This is a genomic window from Embleya sp. NPDC050154 (assembly GCF_044460165.1).
In the GTDB taxonomy this organism is placed as follows: domain Bacteria; phylum Actinomycetota; class Actinomycetes; order Streptomycetales; family Streptomycetaceae; genus Embleya.
The window spans coordinates 689442-710585 of record NZ_JBITJP010000001.1 but is presented as its reverse complement, the minus strand read 5'-3'; the positions used below and the strand labels follow the sequence as shown (position 1 = coordinate 710585).

The following is a 21144-nucleotide window of genomic DNA, read 5'->3' as shown; positions in this document are numbered from 1 at the left end:
ATCGGCCGTCAGGCCCCCGCTCGCGGGCACCGACGGGCCAGCACCGCGCACGTCGAGGCCAGGAACAACACGGCGCAGCCCGCGAGTACGGCCCAGCCGAGCACCGGCGTGTGGTCGAAGCTGTCCCCGTAGGATGCGAGCAGCGGCGGGCCGAGCGCGGACCGGCCGTGCGCCCAGCGCCCGGGCAGGTCCAGATCACTGCCCAACGCCTCGAACGCCCACCGGTTGGTCATCGCGTAGCTGAGCGCGTGTCCGATCGCGGGCATCCGGGGCACCGGCACGAACGCCCCGGAGAAGAGCACCTGCGGAAAGCACAGCAGCGGCAACATCAGCGTGGCCTGCCCCACTTCGGTCACCGCCGCCGAGGTCAGCAGCCCGAGCGCGAGCGCCGCCGCCGACGCGAGCAGCAGGGTCACCAGGAGGGATCCGTACACCTCCCAGGACGCGGCGGGCAGCCGGTCCAGGGCGCGCAGCACCGCGAGCAACAGCACGTCGGCCAGCGCGAGGATGGGCAGCAGGACGGTGCACTTGGCCGCGACGTAGGGCCCGATCCGCAACACCGTCAGGCGTTCGCGCCGGACGATCGGCAACTCGACGCAGATTTGCAACAGGCCGTAGGTCAGCCCGAAGAAGAAGCCGCCGAACGCGATCCAGAACAGGATCATCGCGGCCCCGGAGGGACTCGGGTCGGCCGGGTCGAACGCGCCGGGCCGAAAGAGCATCGCGAACATCGCCACGATCACCAGCGGCGAGCCGATCAGCATCGCGGCGGCCGGTCGGTCGCGGATGATCAGTTCCAGGTCGCGGCGGGCCAGGATGGACCATTGCCGAAGCGCGCGATCGGCCCGGGGCGCCGTGCGTGCGACCGGCTCGACCGACCCGGGCGCCGGCTCCGACGGCCGGTCCAACTCCGGTTCCAGCGCCCCTACTTCCGGCTCCAGTTCGAGCTCCGGCTCGCGCTCCGCGTCGGCGCTCGCCCCCCGAACGGCCACCGCCGCGTACACGTCGGCCTCCGTCGCGACGCCGAAGTGCGCGCACATCGCCCTGGGGTCGCCCACGTACGCGAGCCGACCGTCCGGCGCCAGGAACGCGACCCGGTCGCAGCGGGCCAGATCAGCCGGCGCGTGGGTGGTGAGCACGACAGTCGTACCCGCCCGGGCCAACTCGCGCAGCACGGACATCAGTTCGGCCGCCGCCGCCGGGTCGAGGCCGGAGGTCGGTTCATCCAGGAACAACACTCGCGGCCGGGTGAGCAACTCGACCGCGATGCTCGCGCGCTTGCGTTCGCCGCCGCTGAGCGTGTCCACCCGATGGTCGGCGCGCGCGGTCAGCCCGAGCGCGGCCAGCGTCCGCGCGACGGCGGCGTCCACTCCCTCGTCGGCCGGCTCGCGCAGCGCCGCGGCGTAGCGCAGGCTGTGCGCGAGCGGCAGCGCCCGATGCAGGATGTCGTCCTGCGGCACATACCCCAGACCGCGCGCGTCCGGTCGGCCGCCGTCGTGCCGTACCTCACCCGCGTCGGGCGGCCGGAGTCCGGCCAGGGTGTCCAGGAGCGTGGTCTTGCCCGATCCGCTGCTCCCGGCGATCGCCGACACCTCGCCGGCCTCGGCCACCAGCGAGGTGTCCCGAAGTACGGTGCGCCCACCGATCGTTCGTGTCACCCCGCTCGCCGCGACCCGTACCCCGTGCTCCCCCACGACCACCCCCGACGGCATGCCCCCGAAACACCGAACGGACCATGTATAGCCCGTCCGCCGCGCGAGGACACCCCACCCGGGCCGATCCGGTTCAGGGAGCGTCGTCGACCGGGGGCGAGTCCTCGACCAGGCGCATCCGGTGGGCCAGCGCGGCGGCCTCGCCTCGGGTGGCCACCTCGAGCTTGGCCAGGATGTTCGAGACGTGCACGCTGGCGGTCTTGACGCTGATGAACAGGGTCTCGGCGATCTGTCGGTTGCTGCGTCCCTCGACGAGCAGCCGCAGCACCTCCCTTTCCCGGGGCGTCGGTTCGCCGACCTGGTGCGCCGCGCGCCCGGCGGCGAAGCCGGGGTGCCCGGGCAGGTCGATCCGGGCCCGGCGGGCGAGCAGTTCGATCTGTTCGCGCAGGGGCACCGTGCCCAGCACCACCGCGGCGGCGTGCGCCCGGGCCAGCGCCGCGCCGGCCTCGACCCGATCGCCGGCGGCCACCAGCGCGGCACCGAGGTCGGCGTACGCCTGGGCGGTGGGGTACGGCTGGGTGGTCGAGTCCCAGGCCGCGACGACCTCCTGCCACTGCGCGACGGTGTCGGTGCGCTCGGCCCGGTCCAGGTGCGCGTTCAGCGTCAGCGCCTGGGTACGGTCCAGCGCGCAGTCCAGCGACAGCGCCGCGCCCGCCGCCCGGATCCGGCGCAGGTCGGCCCGGATCGCGTCGGTCAACTCGCCCTCGGCGTACGCGCGGGCCGCCTCGATCAGCAGCGGGAAGGCGAACCGCTGGTTGCCGACGCCGAAACCGGCCCGCAGCTCCGCGTCCAGGATCTCGTCCAGTTCGGCCCGTCGGCCGAGCACCCGGGCCAGTGCGATCGCGGCGCCGGACAGTGGGATCCGGTGTTGCGCCTCCTGATACTTGACGCGTGCGCTCTCCTGCGCGTGGGTCAGGTGGCCGGCGGCCTCGGAGACGTCGCCGCGGACCAGGTGGGCCATGGCCAGTATTCGTTCGGCGTGTCCGGTGGCGCAGCCGTCGGCGTTGTGTTCGCGGATTTCGTCCACCGTCTTGGCCGCGTCGTCCCAACGACCGAGCGAGAACAGGCTCTCCGCGAGGTTGCCCAGCACGAAGGCGCCCGCGTTGCGGATCACGCCTCGCTCCCTGGCCAGATCCAGCGCGCGGCAGGCCGCCTGCACCGACTCGTCGTGCCGACCGACGCCTTCCAGCACCGAGGCCCAGTTGCCGAGCACGTAGACGAGGGTGTCCGGCTTGGCGCCCTGCGCCGCCTCGGCGACGCGCACCGCCTCCCGCCCGTGCGCGAGCGCCTGCTCCTCGTCGAGCTCGCCGACTCCGGTGAGAAACCAGGACAGCGTCTGGTGGGTGGTGGCGAGCAGGTCCCGGTCGTCCAGCCGCCGGGCGATCTCCAGGACTTCCCGGCCCATCCGCACCGCCTCCTCGGCCTCTCCCTCCAGGAAGTGCGCGCGGGCGCTCCGGATCACCACGTTCGCGTACTCGATCGATTCCGGAAGGTCCTTCAACAGCCTTCCGGCGTGCTCCAGTTCGATCATGCCGGGGCCGCGGCCCAAGCGGCTCAGCGTCTTCGCGCGCTGGGTCCACAGGGCCGCCGCCCGGACCGGCTCCTGCTCCTCGTCGAGCAGATCCAACGCCTGGCGCAGCAAGGCGAGTTCACGGTCCCCCGAGTTGTCGTAGCGGGCCGCGACGATGGCGCCGTCCAGCACCTGTGCCAGGGTCGTGCCGGTCAGTCGCTCGGGATCGGGGGTTTGATCCCACATCGCGATCGCGCTCTCGTACAGCGTCCACGCCTCGCCGAACGCGTACCGGTCGGCGGCGGCCGCCGCCGCCGTCACGCTCGCGGGCAGGGCCAGGGCCGGGCGGCCGGCCGCGCTCCAGTAGCGGGCCCGGCGGTCCACGTGGTCGCGATGCGGTGGCAGCTCGCCGCGCTCGACCAGGGTGTCCAGGGCCTCGGCGAACGCCGCGTACATCCGCATGCGTTCGCCGGGGAGCAGGTCTCCCAAAGCCGCCTCGCGGACCAGCGCGTGTCGGAAGGAGTAGCCCTCGCCGTCCGAGTCGGGCACCAGGACGTGGCCGGAGACCGCCGCGCGCAGCGCCGTCTCCAGCGTGTCCGGATCCAGGCCCGCCACTTCCGCGAGCAGCCGGTGCTCGACCCCGATGCCGCCCACGGCGGCCAGGCGCACCACCCGGCGGGCCTGCTCGGGCAGTTGTTCGATGCGGATCAGCAGCAGGTCGCGCAGCGTGTCCGAGAGACCGGCGAGCCGGCCGTCGCGGACGCCGGCGGCGAGTTCCTCGACGAAGAACGCGTTGCCCTCGGAGCGCTCGAACACCTGCTGGGTGAGCGCGCGCGAGGGCGGGGCGCCGAGCAGGCCGGTGAGGTGCTCCTCGACCTGGGGCATGGTGAGTCGGCCCAGTTCGAGCCGGCTCACCGTGCGGATGCGCTCCATCTCGGCGACCAGCCGGCGCATCGGGTGGCTGCGGTCCATCGCGTCCGCGCGCAGCGTGCCGACCAGCAGGATCCGGCCCCGGCGCAGCGAGCGAACCAGGAACGCGAGCAGCTCCCGGGTGGCCGAGTCGGCCCAGTGCAGGTCCTCGAAGGCGACGACCAGCGTGCGCTCCTCGCCGATCCGCTCCAGCGCACGCAGCGCGGATTCGTACAGCCGGGCCCGCTCGGGCGCGGGGCCCTGGCCGGGTTCAGCGGCGAGGGTGGGCGAGATCCAGGCCAGTTCACGACGCCGGTCCCCGACCGCGGCCTCGAAGTCGACGCCGAGGGCGCCGGAGAGGGTGCGCAGGATCGCCGAGAACGGCGCGAAGGGCAGCCCCTCGGCGCCCAGTTCGAGACACGCTCCGACCGCGACCGAGGTCGGCTCGGTCCGCCCGGCCGCCTCGACCAGGAACTGCTCGAGCAGCCGGGTCTTGCCGACGCCGGCCTCGCCGGTGGTCAACACGACGCGGGGCTCGCCTCGATCGGCCTCCCCCAGCGCCTCGACCAGTCGCCCCATCTCGAGCTCACGTCCGACAAAGAGCGGCACACCACTTGGAACACTCACACGAGGCAGCTTCCCATGCGACACGACCCGACGGGCAGAGCGGGTACGGACCCCCTGCGGGCCCCTGCGGACCCCTGCGGACCGTGCAGGGCAGGCGGGCCCAGCGGGCGAACCGGGCGAGACGAAGGCGGGTAACAGCGCGGCCGGCCAACATGGGCACGCGGCGGCCGGGCAACCCGGGTGGGCGCGCGGCGGGCGCGTGGTGCGACTGGGCACGCGCCAGGGGAGGGCGCGGCACGGGAGGCGGATCGTGCGGGGCAAGCGAACGGCGCGGCGCGGGCGCGCGAAGCGGGCAATGCGCGCGGGCGGGCGCACGAGGGAAGGGCGCGTGGCGGGTGGACGGCGGGTGGGTGGTGCGGGTGGGTGGGTGGGAACCGGCGGGTGCATGGTGCGGCCAGGTCCGGCAGGTCGGCTTTGGTGAACGGGCGCAGTTCCAGACGTGGGGTCTCCAAAAAGATCGACACGGCGCCATCCTCACCGACCGGACCCGATCGGGCGGGCGAATCCCGCCCCGCCCGCCATGGACTCGCAAGGCCGGGTCGCCCCGTCGCCGGCCGGCAGGGCTGCGGTCGGCGGCCCCCGCCGTTCGGTCGACCGTTCGCTCCTCGTAGCATGGCCGGCGATCAACCGCCGTAACGCGTCCCGCCGGGCGCTCCGGTCCCGGTACGCGCACGCGGGGATCGCCCCCACCGGTCGAGGTGCGTCACCTCGTCACCGCCCGACCGGGTGCCGGGCGCGTTCATCCGACGCGGGCGCCTCGCCGGGATCGTCCCACGCTCGTGGCGGCAGCAGCCCTCGGAAGGACCCGACATCCATGGCCGTCGCCGAAGCCCGGCAACGCACCGACCCTCGTCTTCGCGTACGCGAGATCGCCGCGCAGGAACTGTGGGGCGCCCGTGCCGTCGACTGGTGGATCGGCAGCCTGTTCCTGTGCCTCGCGGTGTGGTTGTACAAGGACCTGTGGGCCGACCTCGACCACGCCTATCTGGCCAACGGCGGCCAGGACCAGAACATGTGGGAGTGGTTCTTCGACGCCACCGCCGACGCGGTCCGCAACTTCCGCGACCCGCTGGTTTCGGACCTGCAGAACCACCCGCTGGGCGTGAACATGATGGCCAACACGGCCATGCTCGGCCTGGGCATACCGCTCACCCCCGTCACACTGATGTTCGGTCCGAGCACGACCTGGGCCCTGGTGCTCACCGGCGGCCTGGCCGGCACCGCCTTCGCGTGGTACCGGTTGCTGGCCCGCCGGGTGGTGCGCAGCAGGCCCGCGGCGGCCGTGGGCGGCGCGCTGTGCGGATTCGCGCCGCCGATCATCTCGCACGCCAACGCGCATCCGAACTTTGTCGTGCTCTTCGTGATCCCGCCGATCGTCGAGAGGCTGATCCGGCTGTGGCAGGGCGAGCGGCCGGTGCGCAACGGGGTGGTGCTCGGGCTGCTGATCGCCTTCCAGATCTTCATCGGTGAGGAGCCGCTGCTGTTCGCGGCCGTCGGCCTGGTGATCTTCGGGATCGTGTACGCGCTCGCGTCGCCGGACGCGGCCCGCGAGGCGGCGCGACCGCTGGGCATCGGGCTGCTGGTCGGCGCGGCGGTATCGCTGGCGCTGGTCGCGTACCCGTTGTGGGTGCAGTTCTTCGGGCCGCAGCACTACACGACGCTCGAGCACGAGTCGGGCAACGACGTGGCCGCGTTCACCGCGTACGCGAGCGACTCGTTGGGCGGCGATCGCGCCGGTGCGGCGGCGCTGTCCGAGGGCACCACCGAGGAGAACGCGTTCTTCGGTTGGCCGCTGGTGATCCTGACCCTCTTCCTGGTGGCCTGGCTGCGCCGCGCGGCCGTCGCCCGCGCGGCGGCGATCACCGCGCTGGTCGCGGCGCTGCTGTCACTGGGCCTGGACATCACGGTCGACCACGACGACACCGGCCTGCCCGGCCCGTGGCGGTTGCTGAACGACCTGCCCCTGTTCGAGTCGATTTTGGAGTCGCGCTTCGCGCTGGTCTGCGTTCCGGCGGTCGCCGTGCTGCTGGCACTGGCCACGGACCGGATCCTGGCCGCGACTTCGATCCGCTCGGGAGCCGGGTCCGAAACCGGGTCCGGGTCCGCGGGTCGCGAGCTTCCGGTACGGCTGATCTGGGCGGCGGTGCTGGCCATGGCGCTGCTGCCGATCGCGCCCACTCCGCTGGACGTCCAAAACCGGCGCCCGGTGCCGGAGTTCTTCGCCGACGGGCGCTGGCGACCGTACGTCGACAACGGATCCGTCGTGGTGGTGCCGCTGCCCAGCGTCGGCGACGCCACCGCGCTGCACTGGCAGAGCGTGGCCGACCTGGGCTTCCCGCTCGCGGAGGGTTACTTCGTCGGCCCGTGGGGTCCCGACCGGGTCGGCGTCTACGGGGCGGACTACAGCCCGACCTCGGCGCTGCTGGGCCGGGTCGCCGCCGAGGGCCAGGTCCCGGAGATCACCGAGGACCAGCGCCGCGAGGCCCGCGAGGACCTGACCCGGTGGCGCGCCGACGTGGTGGTGTTGCCCGAGCACCGCTATCGGGCCGAACTCACCGCGACCCTGACCGCGCTGCTCGGCCCGGGTCGGCAGGTGGCCGACGTGCAGGTGTGGGACGTGCGACACCTGGACCCGGTGGCGGCGGTGCGGTGACCGAACGAGACCAATTGGACTCGTTTGCCCCCGTCCCGCCGGCCCGCGCCGCTACCCTTTCGCGGCCCACGCCGCGTCCGGTTCGACCCGGAGCACCAGCGCGGCCGAGTCGGCGCCGGTGCCCGTGCCCGGGCGCTCCAGCCGGTAGCTCAGCGTCACCTCGGCGCCCGCGTACGGGAGGATCTCGGCGGCGGGCACCTTGAACAGGACCGGCCGGCCCAACGCGTGTCCGGTGATCGGTACGCACACGGTGAAGGCCGCCGTGTCCGGGCCGTGCCAGGACAGGGTGAGCAGGTCGCCCACCGCCATGTCGGCATACGGGGCCACCCGGACGGTCGCCTCCAGCGGGACGTCGTGGGCGTCGAGCACATTCGCGACGGCTTGGTCGACGGTGGGCGGCGGCAGCGGATCGGGCATCCTGGGCTCCTTCGCGGTGCCTGCGCGGCGGTGGCTCGATCGGCCACGGCCCGACGCGCACGGGACTTCGATTCCGGTCCCGGCCGACCTCGGGTCGGGCCGACAACCGGCCGGATTCGGCGCGTACTCACCACTGCCCCGATTGGCGCCGACCATCCCCGTGTTCACGCCCTCGGCCCGCCCACTCCGCTCGTTCGGCGCACCACGGCACGCCCCCGCCGGCGGCGACACCGCTGCCGTGCCGATCACCGCCGTCGCCGGTCGCGGCGCCAGCCCCTGTCCGGCGGCTCCTGGTGGGTCCGCGCCGCCTGCCACCGCGCCTCGGCGCACCGGAGAAACAGCCGAATGGAAGCACTATCCGGCTGTTTCTCCGGCACGCCGAGGCACGGCATCCGCCCTTCGGGCTCCTCGCTGCGCTCACGACGCGGCCCGATCCACCAGGATCCGCCGGACAGGGCCTAGGCTGCGATGCGTGGGTTCCGACCTGGTCTGGTATGCCGCGTACGGGTCCAACATGCACGCCGCCCGCCTCGCGTGTTACCTGCGCGGCGGCCGGCCGTTCGGCGGTGCGCGGACCTACCCCGGTTGCCGGAACCCCGCCGCGCCGCGCGCCATCCGGCCGGTGGTGCTGCCGGGCCGGCTGTACTTCGCCTTCGAGTCGAAGTCCTGGACCGGCGGACTCGCGCTGTACGACCCACTGGATCCGGGCCGGACCCCGGCTCGGGCCTACCTGGTGACCCGGGATCAGTTCGCCGATCTGGCCGCGCAGGAGATGTACCGCCCGCCCGGTGCCGAACTCGACCTGAGCACGCTGCCGGTCACCGGGCGGGCCACCCTGGGTCCGGGCCGCTACGAGACGGTCGTCCGGGTGGGTGCCGCCGACGGGCACGCGATCCTCACCCTGACCGCTCCCTGGCGCAGCGCCGACGCGCCCTGGAACGCGCCGGCCGCCATGTACCTGCGGCACCTGACCGCCGGCCTCGTCGAGGCGCATGGCTGGTCCCGCGGGCGCGCGGCACGCTACCTCGCGGGCCGTCCGGGCGCCGCCGGCACCTGGACCCCCGAGGCGATCGCCGCGCTGCCCGCGCTCGCGCCGTGAGCTCGGCCACGCTCGAGTGTCCGCGGTCCGGGTCTCGGCGGCCGGGGTTCCGGGCCTTCGGGCTCGGGGAGGTCGGGGAGGTCGGGGCTTCAGCGGTAGTCGGGGTTCTCGAAGTCGTACCGGCACCCCGCGTCCCAGCCCGCGCGCTGGTTGCCGTACGCGGGCATCCCGCCCGCGTCCTTGAGCAACCGGGCCAGGTGCATCAGGTTCCAGGTCATGAACGTGGTGTTGCGGTTGGTGAAGTCGTTCTCCGGGCCACCCGAACCGGGATCCAGGTAGGAGGCCCCCGGGCCCACCTCGCCGATCCACCCGGCGTCCGCCTGCGGCGGGATGACGTAGCCCAGGTGCTGGAGGCTGTACAGCACGTTCATCGCGCAGTGCTTGACGCCGTCCTCGTTGCCGGTGATCAGGCATCCGCCGACCCGCCCGTAATAGGCGTACTGGCCGGCGTCGTTGAGCAGTCCGGAGCACGCGTACAGCCGCTCCACCACCCGCTTGAGCACCGAACTGTTGTCACCCAGCCAGATCGGTCCGGCCAACACCAGGATGTCCGCCGCCAGCACCCGCTCGTACAGCGCGGGCCACTCGTCGCCGGGCCACCCCCGGTCGCTCATGTCCGGCCACACTCCGGTGGCGATCTCGTGGTCGACCGCGCGGATCTGGTCGACCGCGACCCCGTGCCGGGTCATGATGCCCCGGCTCAGGTCCACGAGCCCTTGGGTGTTGCTGACCGCGGGTGAGCGCTTGAGTGTGCAGTTGACGAACAACGCCCGCAGGTCGTCGTAACGCGCGGGCGGTGGTCCGAAGTCGGTCATCCGAGGCTCCCGGGGTGTCCGTGGTGGCGTACCCGGAAAGCGTCCCCCGACCGGGTCGCGCCGACCGGCACATTCGGCGCGTGCCACCGACCCGATGTCGGTGCCGTCGGGCAGACTCGTGCCTTTGCCGAACCGGAAGGTGGATCATGGCCGAGTCGATCCCGCCCCTGCACTACGCCCCACGCTGGAGCGAGGACACCCGTACGTCGCCCGCCGAACTGGGCGACGAGCGCGAGGTCCTGACCGGCTTCCTCGACTGGCACCGGGCCACCTTCGAGCTCAAGTGCGCGGGCCTGTCGGCGGAGCAGTTGTCCGAGCGGGCCGTGTCGCCGTCCGGCTTGTCGCTGCACGGCATGATCCGGCACCTGGCCGGAGTCGAACGCTGGTGGTTCCACATCCAGTTCGCCGGTGACGACGTACCGATGCTCTACTACACCGACGACGACCCGGATCAGGACTTCGAGCGCCTCGACGGCGACCCGGCCGAGGCGTTCGCCCGCTGGCACGCGGAGTGCGAGCGCTCGCGGGAGATCGTCGCCGCCGCCGCGTCCCTGGACGACACCGGTATCCGCAAGGCCACCGGCAAGCCGTTCTCGCTGCGCTGGGTCCTGGTCAACCTGATCGCCGAGTACGCCCGCCACAACGGCCATGCCGATCTCCTGCGCGAACGCCTCGACGGAGCCGCCGGCATGTGACCGATCCCGGGCGACCGGCCGGGGTCACCCCGCCTACCCCGCGTCGTCGCGGCGAGCCGTCGAGGGCGACCGTCGGCTGCCGCTGCCGGCGAGCGCGCGCCGATCGGGTTCGGTCCCCGATCCGCCGCGTGCGTCCGCCCCGTCGACGCGTAGGTGGGGGCGGGTCCACGGCCGGTCCCGGGCCAGGTGCTCGGTCTCGGCGGCGCGCCACAGCCGCCAGAACCAAGCCAGTTCGGGGCCGTCCCGATCCAGGGTGCGCGCTGCGGCGAGCTCGGCCGGCGTGTCGACGTGCACGCGCAGCGCGGTCACCGGGCCGAGTTCGCGCCGGGCCGCGCCGACGCCCTCCAGGATCACCACCGGCGCGGCCGGAACCTCGCTGTAGCCGCTGATCCGGTAGCCGGCCCAGTCGTAGGTGTCGCAGCGGGCGGCCTCGTGTCGGGCCAGCGGTTCGAGCAGTTGGGCGCGCAGCCTGGGCAGCCAGCCGAAGAAGTGCCCCGGCCGGGCGAAGTCGTCCAGGCGCACCACCGGCGCGCCACCCAGTCGCGCGGCGAGCGCGTCGGCGAACGTGGTCTTGCCGGAACCGCCGATCCCGTCCACCGCGACCAGTCGGGTCGCGCCGATCGACGGCGGCAACGCGGCGACGCACGCGGCCGGCCGATCGGTCGTCGCGCCTCGAATGCGATCCGGCCGTTCGATGGGCATCGAAGCAGCCTATCCACCGGTGAGGGAGACCCGAGGTCGGCCGCGAGCCGGGTCGGTTCCGGGCCGGCCCCCGGCCGAGTCGGGCCGGGTCCGACTCGGTCCCGGCCCGCGGCCGAGACGAGGGCTCCGATCACCCGGGCCGAGCACTCTTGTACATTTGTACTTGTACATCTGTACCACTCGGAGGGAGAGGCCCGTGGCCTGGCTGTTCCTGGGGCTGGCGATCTCGTGTGAGGTGATCGCGACCAGTCTGCTGAAGAGCACCGACGGGTTCACCCGGCTGTGGCCGACGCTGGCGTGTCTGGGCGGGTACGCGGGTGCCTTCTACCTGCTGACGCTGTCGTTGCGGCAGTTGCAGGTGGGCACGGCGTACGCGATCTGGTCCGGACTCGGGACGGTGGCCATCGCGCTGGTCGGCGCGGTGTTCCTGAACGAGCCGGTGACGCTGCTCAAGGCGTTCGGGATGGCGTTGGTGATCGCGGGAGTCGTGGTGTTGAACCTGGGTGGTGCGCATTGACCGCGGCCAGGGACCCTGAGGGTCGGCGACTGCGGATCGTGCGCGGCGCGTGTGAGGTGATCGCGGAGGTGGGCGTGGGCAACACCACGCATCGCCTGGTCGCGGCCCGGGCGGGCGTCCCGTTGGGAGCGACCACGTACTACTTCGCCTCGCTCGACGACCTGGTCGCCGCCGCGCTCGCGCACGCGTCGGCGGAGACGGTGCGGCTGCTGGAGGAGTGGGTACGGCGTGCGCGGGACGCGAACGACCTGCCCGGCGTGCTCACCGCGCTCACCGCGGAATACCTCGCGGACCGCTCGCGCGCGCTGGTCGAGTACGAGTTGTACCTGGCCGCCGCCCGCAGCCCGGAACTGCGCGGGTTCGCCCTGGCCTGGGTCGAGGGCGTCGGCGACTTCCTGTCCGTCCGGGTCGGACCGCGCGCCGCCGCCGCCGCGCTCGCCGTGCTGGACGGGACCATGCTGCAGGTGCTGACGCTGGACACGACGCTGGACGAGAGGCAGTTGCGCTGGTCGTTGGCCCGGGTCCTGGACGAGGGCGGGTCTTCGTCGGTGAACGGGTCGTCGTAGGCGTCGAAACGGCCCGGTGCGCCGGGAGCGGCCGGGCCGGCGCCGACGCCGGGTGCGGTAGGGTCGGCACCGCGAAGGGGAGTAGCCCCGTGAACCGGTCGTCGACATGCTGGAGTCCTCGGACTCCCGGTGGCCGGGCCCGTGCTCGACACGGGTGGGCGAGACCTTCGGCCAGGCATCGACGCATCCTCGTCTTCTCGTGGATGTACCCCGTCGTGCCGGGCCGAGTGGTCCTCCGGTTGCCGTGCGGCGCTTCGTGAAGACCCGGGGCCCGGCTCTCGCAGAAAGCCACCCGGAATGCACCTCGACCTTCTGGCGATCCTGACCGCCTTCGGGCTGATCTTCCTCGCCGAGCTCCCGGACAAGACGATGTTCGCGTCGCTTGCCATGGGCACCCGCATGCGTCCGCTCTACGTGTGGTTCGGCACCTCGACCGCGTTCGTCGTGCACGTCGCCCTCGCCGTCGGCGCGGGCGGCCTGCTCGGCCTGCTCCCCGGCTGGATCGTCAAGCTCGTCTCCGCCGCCCTGTTCGGCTTCGGCGCCTTCATGTTGTTGCGCGGCGGTGCGGGCGAGGACGACGAGGACACCGCGGGCAAGAGCGTGACCGGCTTCCGGCCGGTCTTCGCGACCGCCTTCACGGCCGTGTTCATCAGCGAGTGGGGCGACCTCACCCAGATCACCACGGCCAACCTGGCCGCCACGAACGGCACCTGGTCCACCGCGATCGGCTCGGCCGCGGCACTGATGTCGGTGTCCGCGTTGGCCCTGCTCGCCGGGCGGTTCATCGCCAAGCGCGTCCCGCTGCAAACGGTGCAGCGGATCGGCGGCCTGTGCATGCTCGGGCTGGCGATCTGGTCGCTGGTGGAGGTGTTCACCGGCTGACCCGCCCCCGGTGATGCCTCGCCCCTGCGGATGGCGCCCGCGCCGCGGTCACCCGACGGCGGCGGGACGGATGGGTGCATCGCCGGCATGTCCGGCACGACCAGTCGATCGGTTGCCCGAAATGTGATGTAGGCCGCATGGATAAAACGGACATAAATTATATAGCCGACTTCGAGCCGCAATTCATTTTCCGCGCTCCGCGACGAGTCTCGACTATTTTCCGTTACCGCACGATCACACCACTCTCCGAGATATCCCCTCGTCATCACCGGTACCCCGGAGCCGAACACGGGAGAGATGTCGCTTTTATTCCGCCTTTACCCGCAGGGCGAAGTCGGGGTTTCGGTTGTGATCAGGCATCCGCATTGCCTACCTTTCTCGCCGATTCACCTTTCGGGTGAACCCTGTCGCCGGTACGCCGAATCCCGTCGCCGGCAGCGGGAGGTCTACATCGAAGAATCCGACGGGAGCGGGGGAACCAGGTGAATCGCCGTGGCCGGGATCGTTCCGGTGACGGCTAGGGGTGAAGTCGCGTAACGCGACCGGGCTGCTCCAGTCCGAATCCGACAGCTCACCTCGTAGGCGACAGGAGAGGACCCCATTTCATGCTGTCCACAAACGCTCGCCATCGTGCCGCTCGACCCACCAACGTCCGCCGCTTCGTCGCGGCGGTGGGCATCGCCGGCATGGGTGTCGTGCTCCCGGTCGCCACCGCCGGTGCCGCCCCGGCGCAGGCCCCCTCCACCTCCGAGCAGTCCCCCTCCACCGTGCTGTCGGCGACCCCCACCGCGGCGGTCGACGCGGCCCCGGTCCAGGCCGCGCCCGCCGCGCCGGAGACCGACACGGCCGCCGACAAGGCCCGCTACGTGGTCCAGGCCGGCGACACGCTGTTCCGGCTCGCCCAGACCAACCAGGTCAACGGCGGCTGGCAGAGCCTGTACGAGCTCAACCGCGACGTGCTGCTGTCCGGCCCGGACCTGATCGAGATCGGCCAGACCCTGCGGCTGGACGGCTCGGCGCCCGCGGCACCCAAGGCCGCCGCGCCCGCCAAGCCGAGCATCAAGGTCCAGCCCAAGACCTCCGTCACGCCCGGCAAGACCACCCCCAAGCCGGCGAGCAAGCCGTCGGCCGACGTGTCGGTCAAGCCCGCCGCCAAGGCCCCCGCCAAGCCCGCCACCGGCGGCTCGAAGGGCAACCAGGCGCCGACCGGCGGCTCCTCGACCGCGTCGAGCAGCAAGGCCGCCCAGGCCGTGGCCTTCGCCAAGGCGCAGATCGGCAAGCCGTACGTGTACGGCGCCACCGGCCCCAACGCGTACGACTGCTCGGGTCTGGTCCAGGCCGCGTACAAGTCCGCGGGCATCTCGCTGCCCCGCGTGACCAACGACCAGTTCGCCGCCGACACGCGCGTGTCGGTCGCCAACCTGCAGCCCGGCGACCTGGTGTTCTTCTACTCCGGCATCAGCCACGTCGGCATCTACATCGGCGACGGCAAGATGGTGCACGCCCCGAACCCGCGCAAGTCGGTCGAGATCGCCTCGATCAACACCATGCCGATCGCCGGCGCCACCCGCCCGGCCTGATCGAACCGGGCAAACCGCCGCCGCCGGCGCACACGTGCTCCGGCGGCGGTGACACAACCGCATAGTGGGACGCGCCTTCGGCGCCGTGCCCTCCGACGACGGTCGGAGCGCGCGGCGCCGGCGTGCGTTTCGGCGAACGCGCCGGTCCCGGCGGGCGGGCGGACCGGGGCGCGGGCGTCAGAGCGTCAGAGCGTCAGAGCGTCAGAGCGTCAGAGCGTCAGAGCGTCAGGACGATCTTGCCCGTGACCCGGCCCGTCTCCCCGCGCTCGTGCGCCTTGGCCGCGTCGGCCAGCGGGAACACCGAGTCGATCGCGGCGCGCAGTCGCCCCGCCTCGACCAGGTCCGCGACCTGCCGCATGGCCGCGTGGTCGGCCTCGACGAGCATCTCCTCGGCCCGGACCCCGTACCGCTCGACGTCCAGGTCCCTGACGTTGTTCACGATGGCGACGAGCACGCCGCCCCGGCGCAACGTCCGTAGCGAGCGGGGACCGTACTCGCCGCCGACGCCGTCCAGCACGACGTCCACGTCCCGCACGACGTCGGCGAAGTCGGTCGTGGTGTAGTCGATCATCTCGTCGGCGCCCAGCCCGCGGACGAAGTCGTGCTTGGCCGCGCTCGCGGTGCCGATCACGTACGCGCCGCGCGCCTTGGCGATCTGTACCGCCAGATGACCGACCCCGCCCGCCGCGGCGTGAATCAACACCCTTTGCCCTTCCCGCAGTTCCGCGGTGTCCACCAGGGCCTGCCAGGCGGTGACCGCGGCCAAGGGCAGCGCGGCGGCCTGCACGTGGTCGATGTTGGCGGGCTTGCGCACCACGTGGCGGGCCGCCGAAACCACGTACTCGGCGTGCGCCCCGTTGCCGTACGGGTAGCTCAGCATGCCGAACACCTCGTCCCCCGGTCGATGGATCGTCACCCCCAGGCCCACCGCCTCCACCACGCCCGACACGTCCCACCCGAGCACGAACGGCGGTTCGCCCAGGATCAGGCCCGTGGCCCGATGTATCCAGTCGGTCGGATTGACGCCCGCCGCGTGCACCCGGACCAGTACCTCGCTCGGGCCGGGCGCCGGCCGCTCCAGGTCGAACTCCCGCAACACCTCGGGACCACCCAGCACATCCTGACCGACAGCGCGCATGTCACTTGCCTTCCGTCCGAAAGACCAACCCCCACATCGTGTCGACCACCCGGCGCCCCGCGCGAGCGTCCGGAACGACATGATGCGTACACTTCCGGACGTGAGCACAGTCGCGATAGCCGTCGCCGACGGGATCCTGCACTTCGAACTGGCCTTGGCCCACGAGCTCTTCGGCTCGGCCCCGCCGGTCCCGGTGGAGAGTTGGTACGAGCTCGTCATCTGCGGGGCGGGCCCCGTGCGGGCCGACGGCCGCTTCCTCCTCGAACCCGACTGCGGACTCGACCGGCTCGCCCTGGCCGACACCGTGATCGTCCCCGGGTGGGCCGACCTCGAGGCGGACCCACCGGCGGACCTCGTCGACGCCGTACGCGCGGCACACGAGGCCGGGGCGCGGGTGGTCTCCCTCTGCACGGGCGCCTTCGTCCTGGCCGCCGCCGGCCTGCTGGACGGACGGCGGGCCACCACACACTGGTCGTACGCCGAGGCGCTGGCCACCCGCTTCCCCCGGGTCGAGGTCGACCCCGACGTGCTCTACGTCGACAACGGCAGCGTGCTCACCTCCGCCGGCAAGGCCGCCGCGCTGGACCTGTGCCTGCATCTGATCCGTCTCGACCACGGCTCGACGGTTGCCAACGCGGTCGCCCGCAGGTTGGTCGTACCGCCGCATCGGCCCGGCGGTCAGGCCCAGTTCGTCGCCACCCCGATGCCCGAACGGCACGATCATCCACTCGGCGAATTGCTCGCCTGGGCGGCCGGACGACTGGATCGACCGCTGACGGTGGAGGATCTTGCCCGCCGGGCGAACATGAGCTCGCGCCACCTCGGCCGGCACTTCAGGGCGATGACGGGCACCACTCCGCTGCAGTGGCTGCTGACCCAACGGATCCACCGGGCCCAGGAACTCCTGGAGACCACGGACGACAGCGTGGATGCCATCGCCGAAGCCACCGGCATGGGCACCGCGACCACACTGCGCCGACATTTCAACCGCACCGTCGGCGTGCCCCCGGACGCCTACCGTCGTACCTTCCACCGGCAGCGGGCGGACGGCACCTCGGCTTCGGCCTCGTTCCCGAGGCCCACCGCAACGCCACCGAAGGCCACGCCGCGGCCTATTAGCTTTGGGCCATGACCAATTCGCTCTCCCCCGCGATCCGGGGCCGGTGGTGGTCGGGCGCGGGGGCCGTCGCCCGCACGGGGCGGCGGACGCTCGTGCGGTCGCTGTACCTGCTCACCGCGCCGGTGACCGCCGCCGCCGGCCTCCTGGCCGTACTCCCGGCGGTACTCGGCGTGGTGTTCGCCGCAACGGTGGGTCGGCTGCCGTCCGGCACGTCGCCGGTCGTGGCCTACGCCCTCGCGCCGGCGCGCTGGTGCGCCGACCTGGAACGGCGGCGCATCGCGAAGGTGCGTCCCCCCGCCCCGGGAGCCGAACGCGGTGAGCCACCGGCGAGACCGAAGGGGCGAACCGCGGCGCTTGCTCCCGGGGCGTGGTCGGACACGATCCACGCGGTGGTGGTGCTCCCGGTCGTCCTGGTCACGTCGGCAGTGACCGCGCTGTGGTGGTTCGTCGGCCTCGCCTGTGCCACCTGCGCCCTGCGCTACCGGTACCCGCCGTCCGAGCCGTTGCGGCCGCTGTCCCTGAACGCGGGCGGCGGCGAATCGCACATCTCGGTGAGCCTCGGGCTGTTGTCGCCGACCGACCGGGTCGCCTTCGGGACCGCGGTCGGCCTGCTGCTGCTGGCCGGCCTGCCGCTGGTGACCCGGGTGTGCACTGCGGCCCAGGCCGGGCTGGGGCGGGCGCTGCTCGTCGACGCGTCCGCGCTGCACCGCAGGATCAGCGGGCTGGAGCGGGAGCGGGACACCGCCCGCGCGCAGACCGTCGCCGCGGTGACGGCCGAGGCGACCGCACTGCGCCGACTCGAGCGCGACATCCACGACGGCCCCCAGCAACGACTGGTGCGCCTGTCGCTGGAGTTGGGCCGGGCCCAGCACTACCTCGACAGCAGGCCGGAGACCGTCCGGGCCGCCCTGGCCGACGCGATCGTCCAGGCCCAGGAGGCGTTGGACGAGTTGCGTGCGCTCTCGCGCGGCATCGCCCCGCCGATCCTGGTCGACCGCGGCCTGAACGAGGCGCTCGGCGCCCTGGCCGCGCGCTCCACCGTCCCCGCCGAACTCGATACCGTCCCCCTGCACCCTCGGCCGCCCGCCGGCGTCGAGACGGCCGCGTATTTCGTGGTCGCGGAGGCCCTGACCAACGTGGCCAAGCACAGCCACGCGCACCGGTGTGCCATCGCACTACGCCACAGTGGGGGGACCTTGCGGATTCGGGTGACGGACGACGGGGTGGGCGGCGCGGCGCCGGCCAAGGGGCACGGGCTGCGGGGTCTGGACGAGCGGCTGCACGCGGTCGGCGGTCGGCTGACGGTCGACAGTCCCGCCGGAGGCCCGACCACGATCACCGCGGAACTGCCGTGTCGTTGACCCCGCCCGAGGGCGCACCCACACCGGCATCGGGGCCCGCGGTCCGCGAACCGCTGCGGATCGTCGTCGCCGACGACTCGGTGCTGCTGCGCGAGGGCCTGGTCCGCCTGCTCGTCGAGGACGGTCACCACGTGATGGACGCGGTCGGGGACGGCCCCTCCCTGGTCGAGGCGGTCCGCGAACACCGTCCGGATGTGTCGATCGTCGACGTGCGGATGCCGCCGACCCATACGGACGAGGGCCTGCGCGCGGCGATCACCGCCCGCACGCACGTGCCCGGAGCCCCGGTGCTGATCCTCAGTCAGTACGTGGAGGCGTCCTACGCCGGTGACCTGCTCGCGGACGGCTCCGGCGCGGTCGGGTACCTGCTCAAGGACCGGGTCGCTCGGATCGAGGAGTTTTTGGACGCGCTGGACCGGGTCGCCCGCGGCGCGACGGTACTGGACCCCCAGGTGATCGCCCAACTGCTGACCGAGCGGCGCCGGGACAGCGCCGTGGGCACGCTGACCGCACGGGAACGGCAAATCCTGGCGTTGATGGCCGAGGGCTGCTCCAATACCGCCGTCGCCCGGCAGTTGGTGGTCTCCGCCAGCGCGGTGGAGAAGCACATCGGCAACATCTTCGCCAAGCTCGGCCTGCTGCCCGACGATGCCCAGCACCGGCGGGTGCTCGCGGTCCTCACCTACCTCCGGGGCTGACGCCGCGGGGCCGGCGCCGCGGTGCCGACGCCGGCGCGCGGCCGTCCCGGTCTCCGGTCCGCTTTCGCGGTGTTCGGCCCCGCGCGGCCCCGCCCGACTCCCTTCGGGGGTGTGGACAGCCATACCCCCGGATGTCCGGCCTGCTCCGGTGACCGTGCGGCGCCGGTGCGAAACCGTGGTCGACATGACAGCACCGCACACCACAAGCCCCCGGCAACATCCCGAGGCCCCGTCGCGATTCGCGGGTATCCCCGGTCGCCCACTCGCCATTCTCACCACCCTCGCCGCGGCCCTCGTCACCGCCCTCTTCGTCGTCCCGGGAAGGCTCGCCGCGAACGGGTCGGCCGGCGGCTCGCTCGACGAGGACGAACTCGCGGACGCTTTCCGCAAAGCGTTCGTCGAATATTGGAACGCCGGCGAACGGAATTTCTCCCCCGGTATGGAGAGGGTGATCGACTACTGGTTCCGTTTTCACGTGGCCAAGGCCGTGATCGCCGCCATCCTGCTGATCGTGCTCGTCGCGCTCGGCGCGCTCGTGGTGAAGGCATTCCTGAAGGCGGGCGATCTCGGCGCGGGATGGCGAACCGCCTTTGCCGCGGCCGGTGTTCTCGTTACGCTGTGCGCGCTGTTCGCGTCGGTGACCGTAATGGCCAACATCCAGGGTGCGGTGGCACCTTTCGCCTCACTGTTGTCGATGTTGCCGACCGGCGCGACCGACGGGGAACTCGCGGGCGTGCTCGGTCAGGTCAGACAGCACCTGGCCGCCCCCGCCGGCACCGCCGACCGAACCCCGCCTCCGCTCGACCTGATGATCGGCGACTTCGCCCGCTACCACGTGGCGATGGCCGTGATCGCCGCCGTCGTGGCGCTCGTGCTGATCGGCGTGAGCGTGGCGGCGTGGCGGCGGTTCGCCGGCACGAAGTCCTCCGATCGGCGAACGCGGCGCCTGTCGGCGTGGTGCGGTGTGCTCGCGGCGCTGTCGGCACTGGTCCTGATCGTCGTCGGGGTGGCGAACACGAGCACGGCGAGGGACTCCAGGCCCGCACTCGCGGCCTTCTTCGACGGTGGCTGGTGAGACACGTCACGGCGGCCCGGGCTCGGGGAGAACTCGCCCCGCCACCGGCCGAGTTCTCCCCGGCCCTTCGGGTCACTCCCCTGGTCGGGTGCCGGGCCCCGGCTGCCACCCGGGTGGGCCCGGGAGATCATCGCCGGCGCCCCTTGCGCCCACGCCTCGTCCTGCGTACCGGCGTTCGAGGCGCGCCCCGCCGGAGGCGATCGTGCCCGAATCCACCGGTTTCCGATGATCCGTGCCGCCCCTGCGGGCCCGTTCGCGAGCAAGTGGCCCCTGCCCGGGGTGGGCCGCGGGTCCTTCCCCGGTCGCACCGATCACCCCTCCCGCGACGGACGTCGCGGCAACCCCGGGTCCGCGACGGTTGGGGCGTGAAGATCCTCAACACATTGCACCCGAAGCCGACTCCCGCCGACACCGAGCGTCCCGTCCCGCGCTGGGCGGTCCGGATCGCGTACGCGATCCCGTGGGTGCTGTTGCCGCAGTGCCTGTGGCGCCTGCCGTTCGGGCTGGGCTTCGAGATGGGCATGCTCGACGAGGAAGAGATGCCGGCCGTCTGGATCAGCCTCCCGTATGTACTCATGCTCAGCGCGATCACCGAGGCGCTGGGGCTGCTCTGCCTCGGCCTGGTCCGCGGATGGGGCGAAGTGGCGCCCGCGTGGCTGCCGTTCATCGGCGGCAAGCGGCTCTCGCCGTACGCGGTGATCGTCCCCGCGACGCTCGGCGGCCTGGCGGTGACCGCGTTCCGGGCACCCGTACTGCTGCCCTGGTTCGGCCTGTTGGACGAGGGCGTCGGGTTCTCCAACGTAGGGTGGCTGACGCCGGCTCGGGTGTGCGTCGCGCCCGGAATGTTGTGGGAGCCGATGCTCCTGGCACTGACCTACGCGTACTGGGTGCGCCGCTGCCGGCCCGCCGCGGACCGCTGACCGCCTGCCGCACGGCGACGGCCGCGTACCGATCGCCCGGCGCCGACCCGGCCCCGATCGGCCATCGACGCATCGCCCGGGAGGATCCGCGATGAAGAAAGTAGGTAGACCGGTCTAGTTTTCATAGACCGGTCTACCTACTATCGAC

Annotated in this window: 18 protein-coding genes and 1 riboswitch; of the genes, 12 read left to right on the top strand and 6 right to left on the bottom strand. The window is 72.5% G+C overall.

What is annotated here, in order from left to right; translation table 11 throughout:
• Positions 1-8 precede the first annotated feature (8 nt).
• Together ACIBSV_RS03255 and ACIBSV_RS03250 are read right to left on the bottom strand one after the other, a co-directional pair.
• The gene (locus ACIBSV_RS03255; protein ID WP_395859183.1) at positions 9-1658 is read right to left on the bottom strand and encodes an ATP-binding cassette domain-containing protein; all 1650 of its coding nucleotides are present in this window, start codon (positions 1656-1658) and stop codon (positions 9-11) included.
• Between the two features lie 127 nt (positions 1659-1785).
• Entirely contained in the window at positions 1786-4758 is a 2973-nt protein-coding gene (locus ACIBSV_RS03250) for a helix-turn-helix transcriptional regulator (protein WP_395859182.1), read from the bottom strand.
• Positions 4759-5572: 814 nt separating this feature from the next.
• On the opposite strand from ACIBSV_RS03250, the gene ACIBSV_RS03245 reads away from it, so the two are divergent.
• A complete protein-coding gene (locus ACIBSV_RS03245) occupies positions 5573-7411 on the top strand; it encodes a glycosyl transferase (protein WP_395859181.1) in 1839 nt (612 codons plus the stop codon).
• A gap of 51 nt (positions 7412-7462) precedes the next feature.
• On the opposite strand, the gene ACIBSV_RS03240 is transcribed toward ACIBSV_RS03245, so the two are convergent.
• Positions 7463-7828, bottom strand: a complete 366-nt coding sequence (locus ACIBSV_RS03240; protein WP_395859180.1) for a hypothetical protein — start codon at positions 7826-7828, stop codon at positions 7463-7465.
• A gap of 472 nt (positions 7829-8300) precedes the next feature.
• On the opposite strand from ACIBSV_RS03240, the gene ACIBSV_RS03235 reads away from it, so the two are divergent.
• Entirely contained in the window at positions 8301-8927 is a 627-nt protein-coding gene (locus ACIBSV_RS03235; RefSeq protein ID WP_395859179.1) for a histone deacetylase, read from the top strand.
• An 89-nt stretch (positions 8928-9016) separates the two neighbouring features.
• Here ACIBSV_RS03235 and ACIBSV_RS03230 read toward each other — a convergent pair whose 3' ends face one another.
• On the bottom strand, positions 9017-9742 hold the full coding sequence (locus ACIBSV_RS03230) for a flavodoxin family protein (RefSeq protein ID WP_395859178.1): 726 nt from the start codon (positions 9740-9742) through the stop codon (positions 9017-9019).
• A 146-nt stretch (positions 9743-9888) separates the two neighbouring features.
• Between ACIBSV_RS03230 and ACIBSV_RS03225 the strand changes: the two genes are divergently transcribed.
• Positions 9889-10437, top strand: coding sequence for a DinB family protein (locus ACIBSV_RS03225; protein ID WP_395859177.1), 549 nt, complete (start codon positions 9889-9891; stop codon positions 10435-10437).
• A 33-nt stretch (positions 10438-10470) separates the two neighbouring features.
• On the opposite strand, the gene ACIBSV_RS03220 is transcribed toward ACIBSV_RS03225, so the two are convergent.
• Positions 10471-11139, bottom strand: a complete 669-nt coding sequence (locus ACIBSV_RS03220) for a uridine kinase (RefSeq protein WP_395859176.1) — start codon at positions 11137-11139, stop codon at positions 10471-10473.
• Between the two features lie 196 nt (positions 11140-11335).
• Here ACIBSV_RS03220 and ACIBSV_RS03215 point away from each other — a divergent pair, with 196 nt between their 5' ends.
• The 4 genes from ACIBSV_RS03215 to ACIBSV_RS03200 all read left to right on the top strand — a co-directional run bounded on the left by ACIBSV_RS03215 (position 11336) and on the right by ACIBSV_RS03200 (position 14684).
• Positions 11336-11656 (top strand): DMT family transporter, encoded by a 321-nt coding sequence (locus ACIBSV_RS03215; protein ID WP_395859175.1) that lies wholly within the window; start codon positions 11336-11338, stop codon positions 11654-11656.
• Positions 11653-12222 (top strand): TetR/AcrR family transcriptional regulator, encoded by a 570-nt coding sequence (locus ACIBSV_RS03210; RefSeq protein ID WP_395859174.1) that lies wholly within the window; start codon positions 11653-11655, stop codon positions 12220-12222. Before ACIBSV_RS03215 ends, ACIBSV_RS03210 begins: the two co-directional genes overlap by 4 nt.
• A gap of 297 nt (positions 12223-12519) precedes the next feature.
• Positions 12520-13104 carry a TMEM165/GDT1 family protein gene (locus ACIBSV_RS03205; RefSeq protein WP_395859173.1) on the top strand — a complete coding sequence of 195 codons (585 nt, stop codon included), beginning with the start codon at positions 12520-12522 and terminating at the stop codon, positions 13102-13104.
• 406 nt (positions 13105-13510) lie between these two features.
• A riboswitch (cyclic di-AMP (ydaO/yuaA leader) is annotated at positions 13511-13703 on the top strand.
• Positions 13704-13709: 6 nt separating this feature from the next.
• A complete protein-coding gene (locus ACIBSV_RS03200; RefSeq protein ID WP_395859172.1) occupies positions 13710-14684 on the top strand; it encodes an NlpC/P60 family protein in 975 nt (324 codons plus the stop codon).
• Between the two features lie 217 nt (positions 14685-14901).
• Here the strand turns inward: ACIBSV_RS03200 and ACIBSV_RS03195 are convergent, their stop codons facing one another.
• Entirely contained in the window at positions 14902-15822 is a 921-nt protein-coding gene (locus tag ACIBSV_RS03195; protein ID WP_395859171.1) for an NADP-dependent oxidoreductase, read from the bottom strand.
• A 100-nt stretch (positions 15823-15922) separates the two neighbouring features.
• Between ACIBSV_RS03195 and ACIBSV_RS03190 the strand changes: the two genes are divergently transcribed.
• The 5 genes from ACIBSV_RS03190 (at position 15923) to ACIBSV_RS03170 (ending at position 20996) form a co-directional block, all read left to right on the top strand.
• The gene (locus ACIBSV_RS03190; RefSeq protein ID WP_395859170.1) at positions 15923-16954 is read left to right on the top strand and encodes a helix-turn-helix domain-containing protein; all 1032 of its coding nucleotides are present in this window, start codon (positions 15923-15925) and stop codon (positions 16952-16954) included.
• Positions 16951-18303 (top strand): sensor domain-containing protein, encoded by a 1353-nt coding sequence (locus ACIBSV_RS03185; protein ID WP_395859169.1) that lies wholly within the window; start codon positions 16951-16953, stop codon positions 18301-18303. The genes ACIBSV_RS03190 and ACIBSV_RS03185 overlap by 4 nt, the downstream gene beginning before the upstream one ends.
• A 53-nt stretch (positions 18304-18356) precedes the next feature.
• A complete protein-coding gene (locus ACIBSV_RS03180; protein WP_395859329.1) occupies positions 18357-19001 on the top strand; it encodes a response regulator in 645 nt (214 codons plus the stop codon).
• A 184-nt stretch (positions 19002-19185) separates the two neighbouring features.
• Positions 19186-20076 (top strand): hypothetical protein, encoded by an 891-nt coding sequence (locus ACIBSV_RS03175; protein WP_395859168.1) that lies wholly within the window; start codon positions 19186-19188, stop codon positions 20074-20076.
• Positions 20077-20441: 365 nt separating this feature from the next.
• Positions 20442-20996: a hypothetical protein gene (locus ACIBSV_RS03170; RefSeq protein WP_395859167.1), complete on the top strand. Its 555-nt coding sequence runs from the start codon at positions 20442-20444 to the stop codon at positions 20994-20996.
• Positions 20997-21144: the final 148 nt, after the last annotated feature.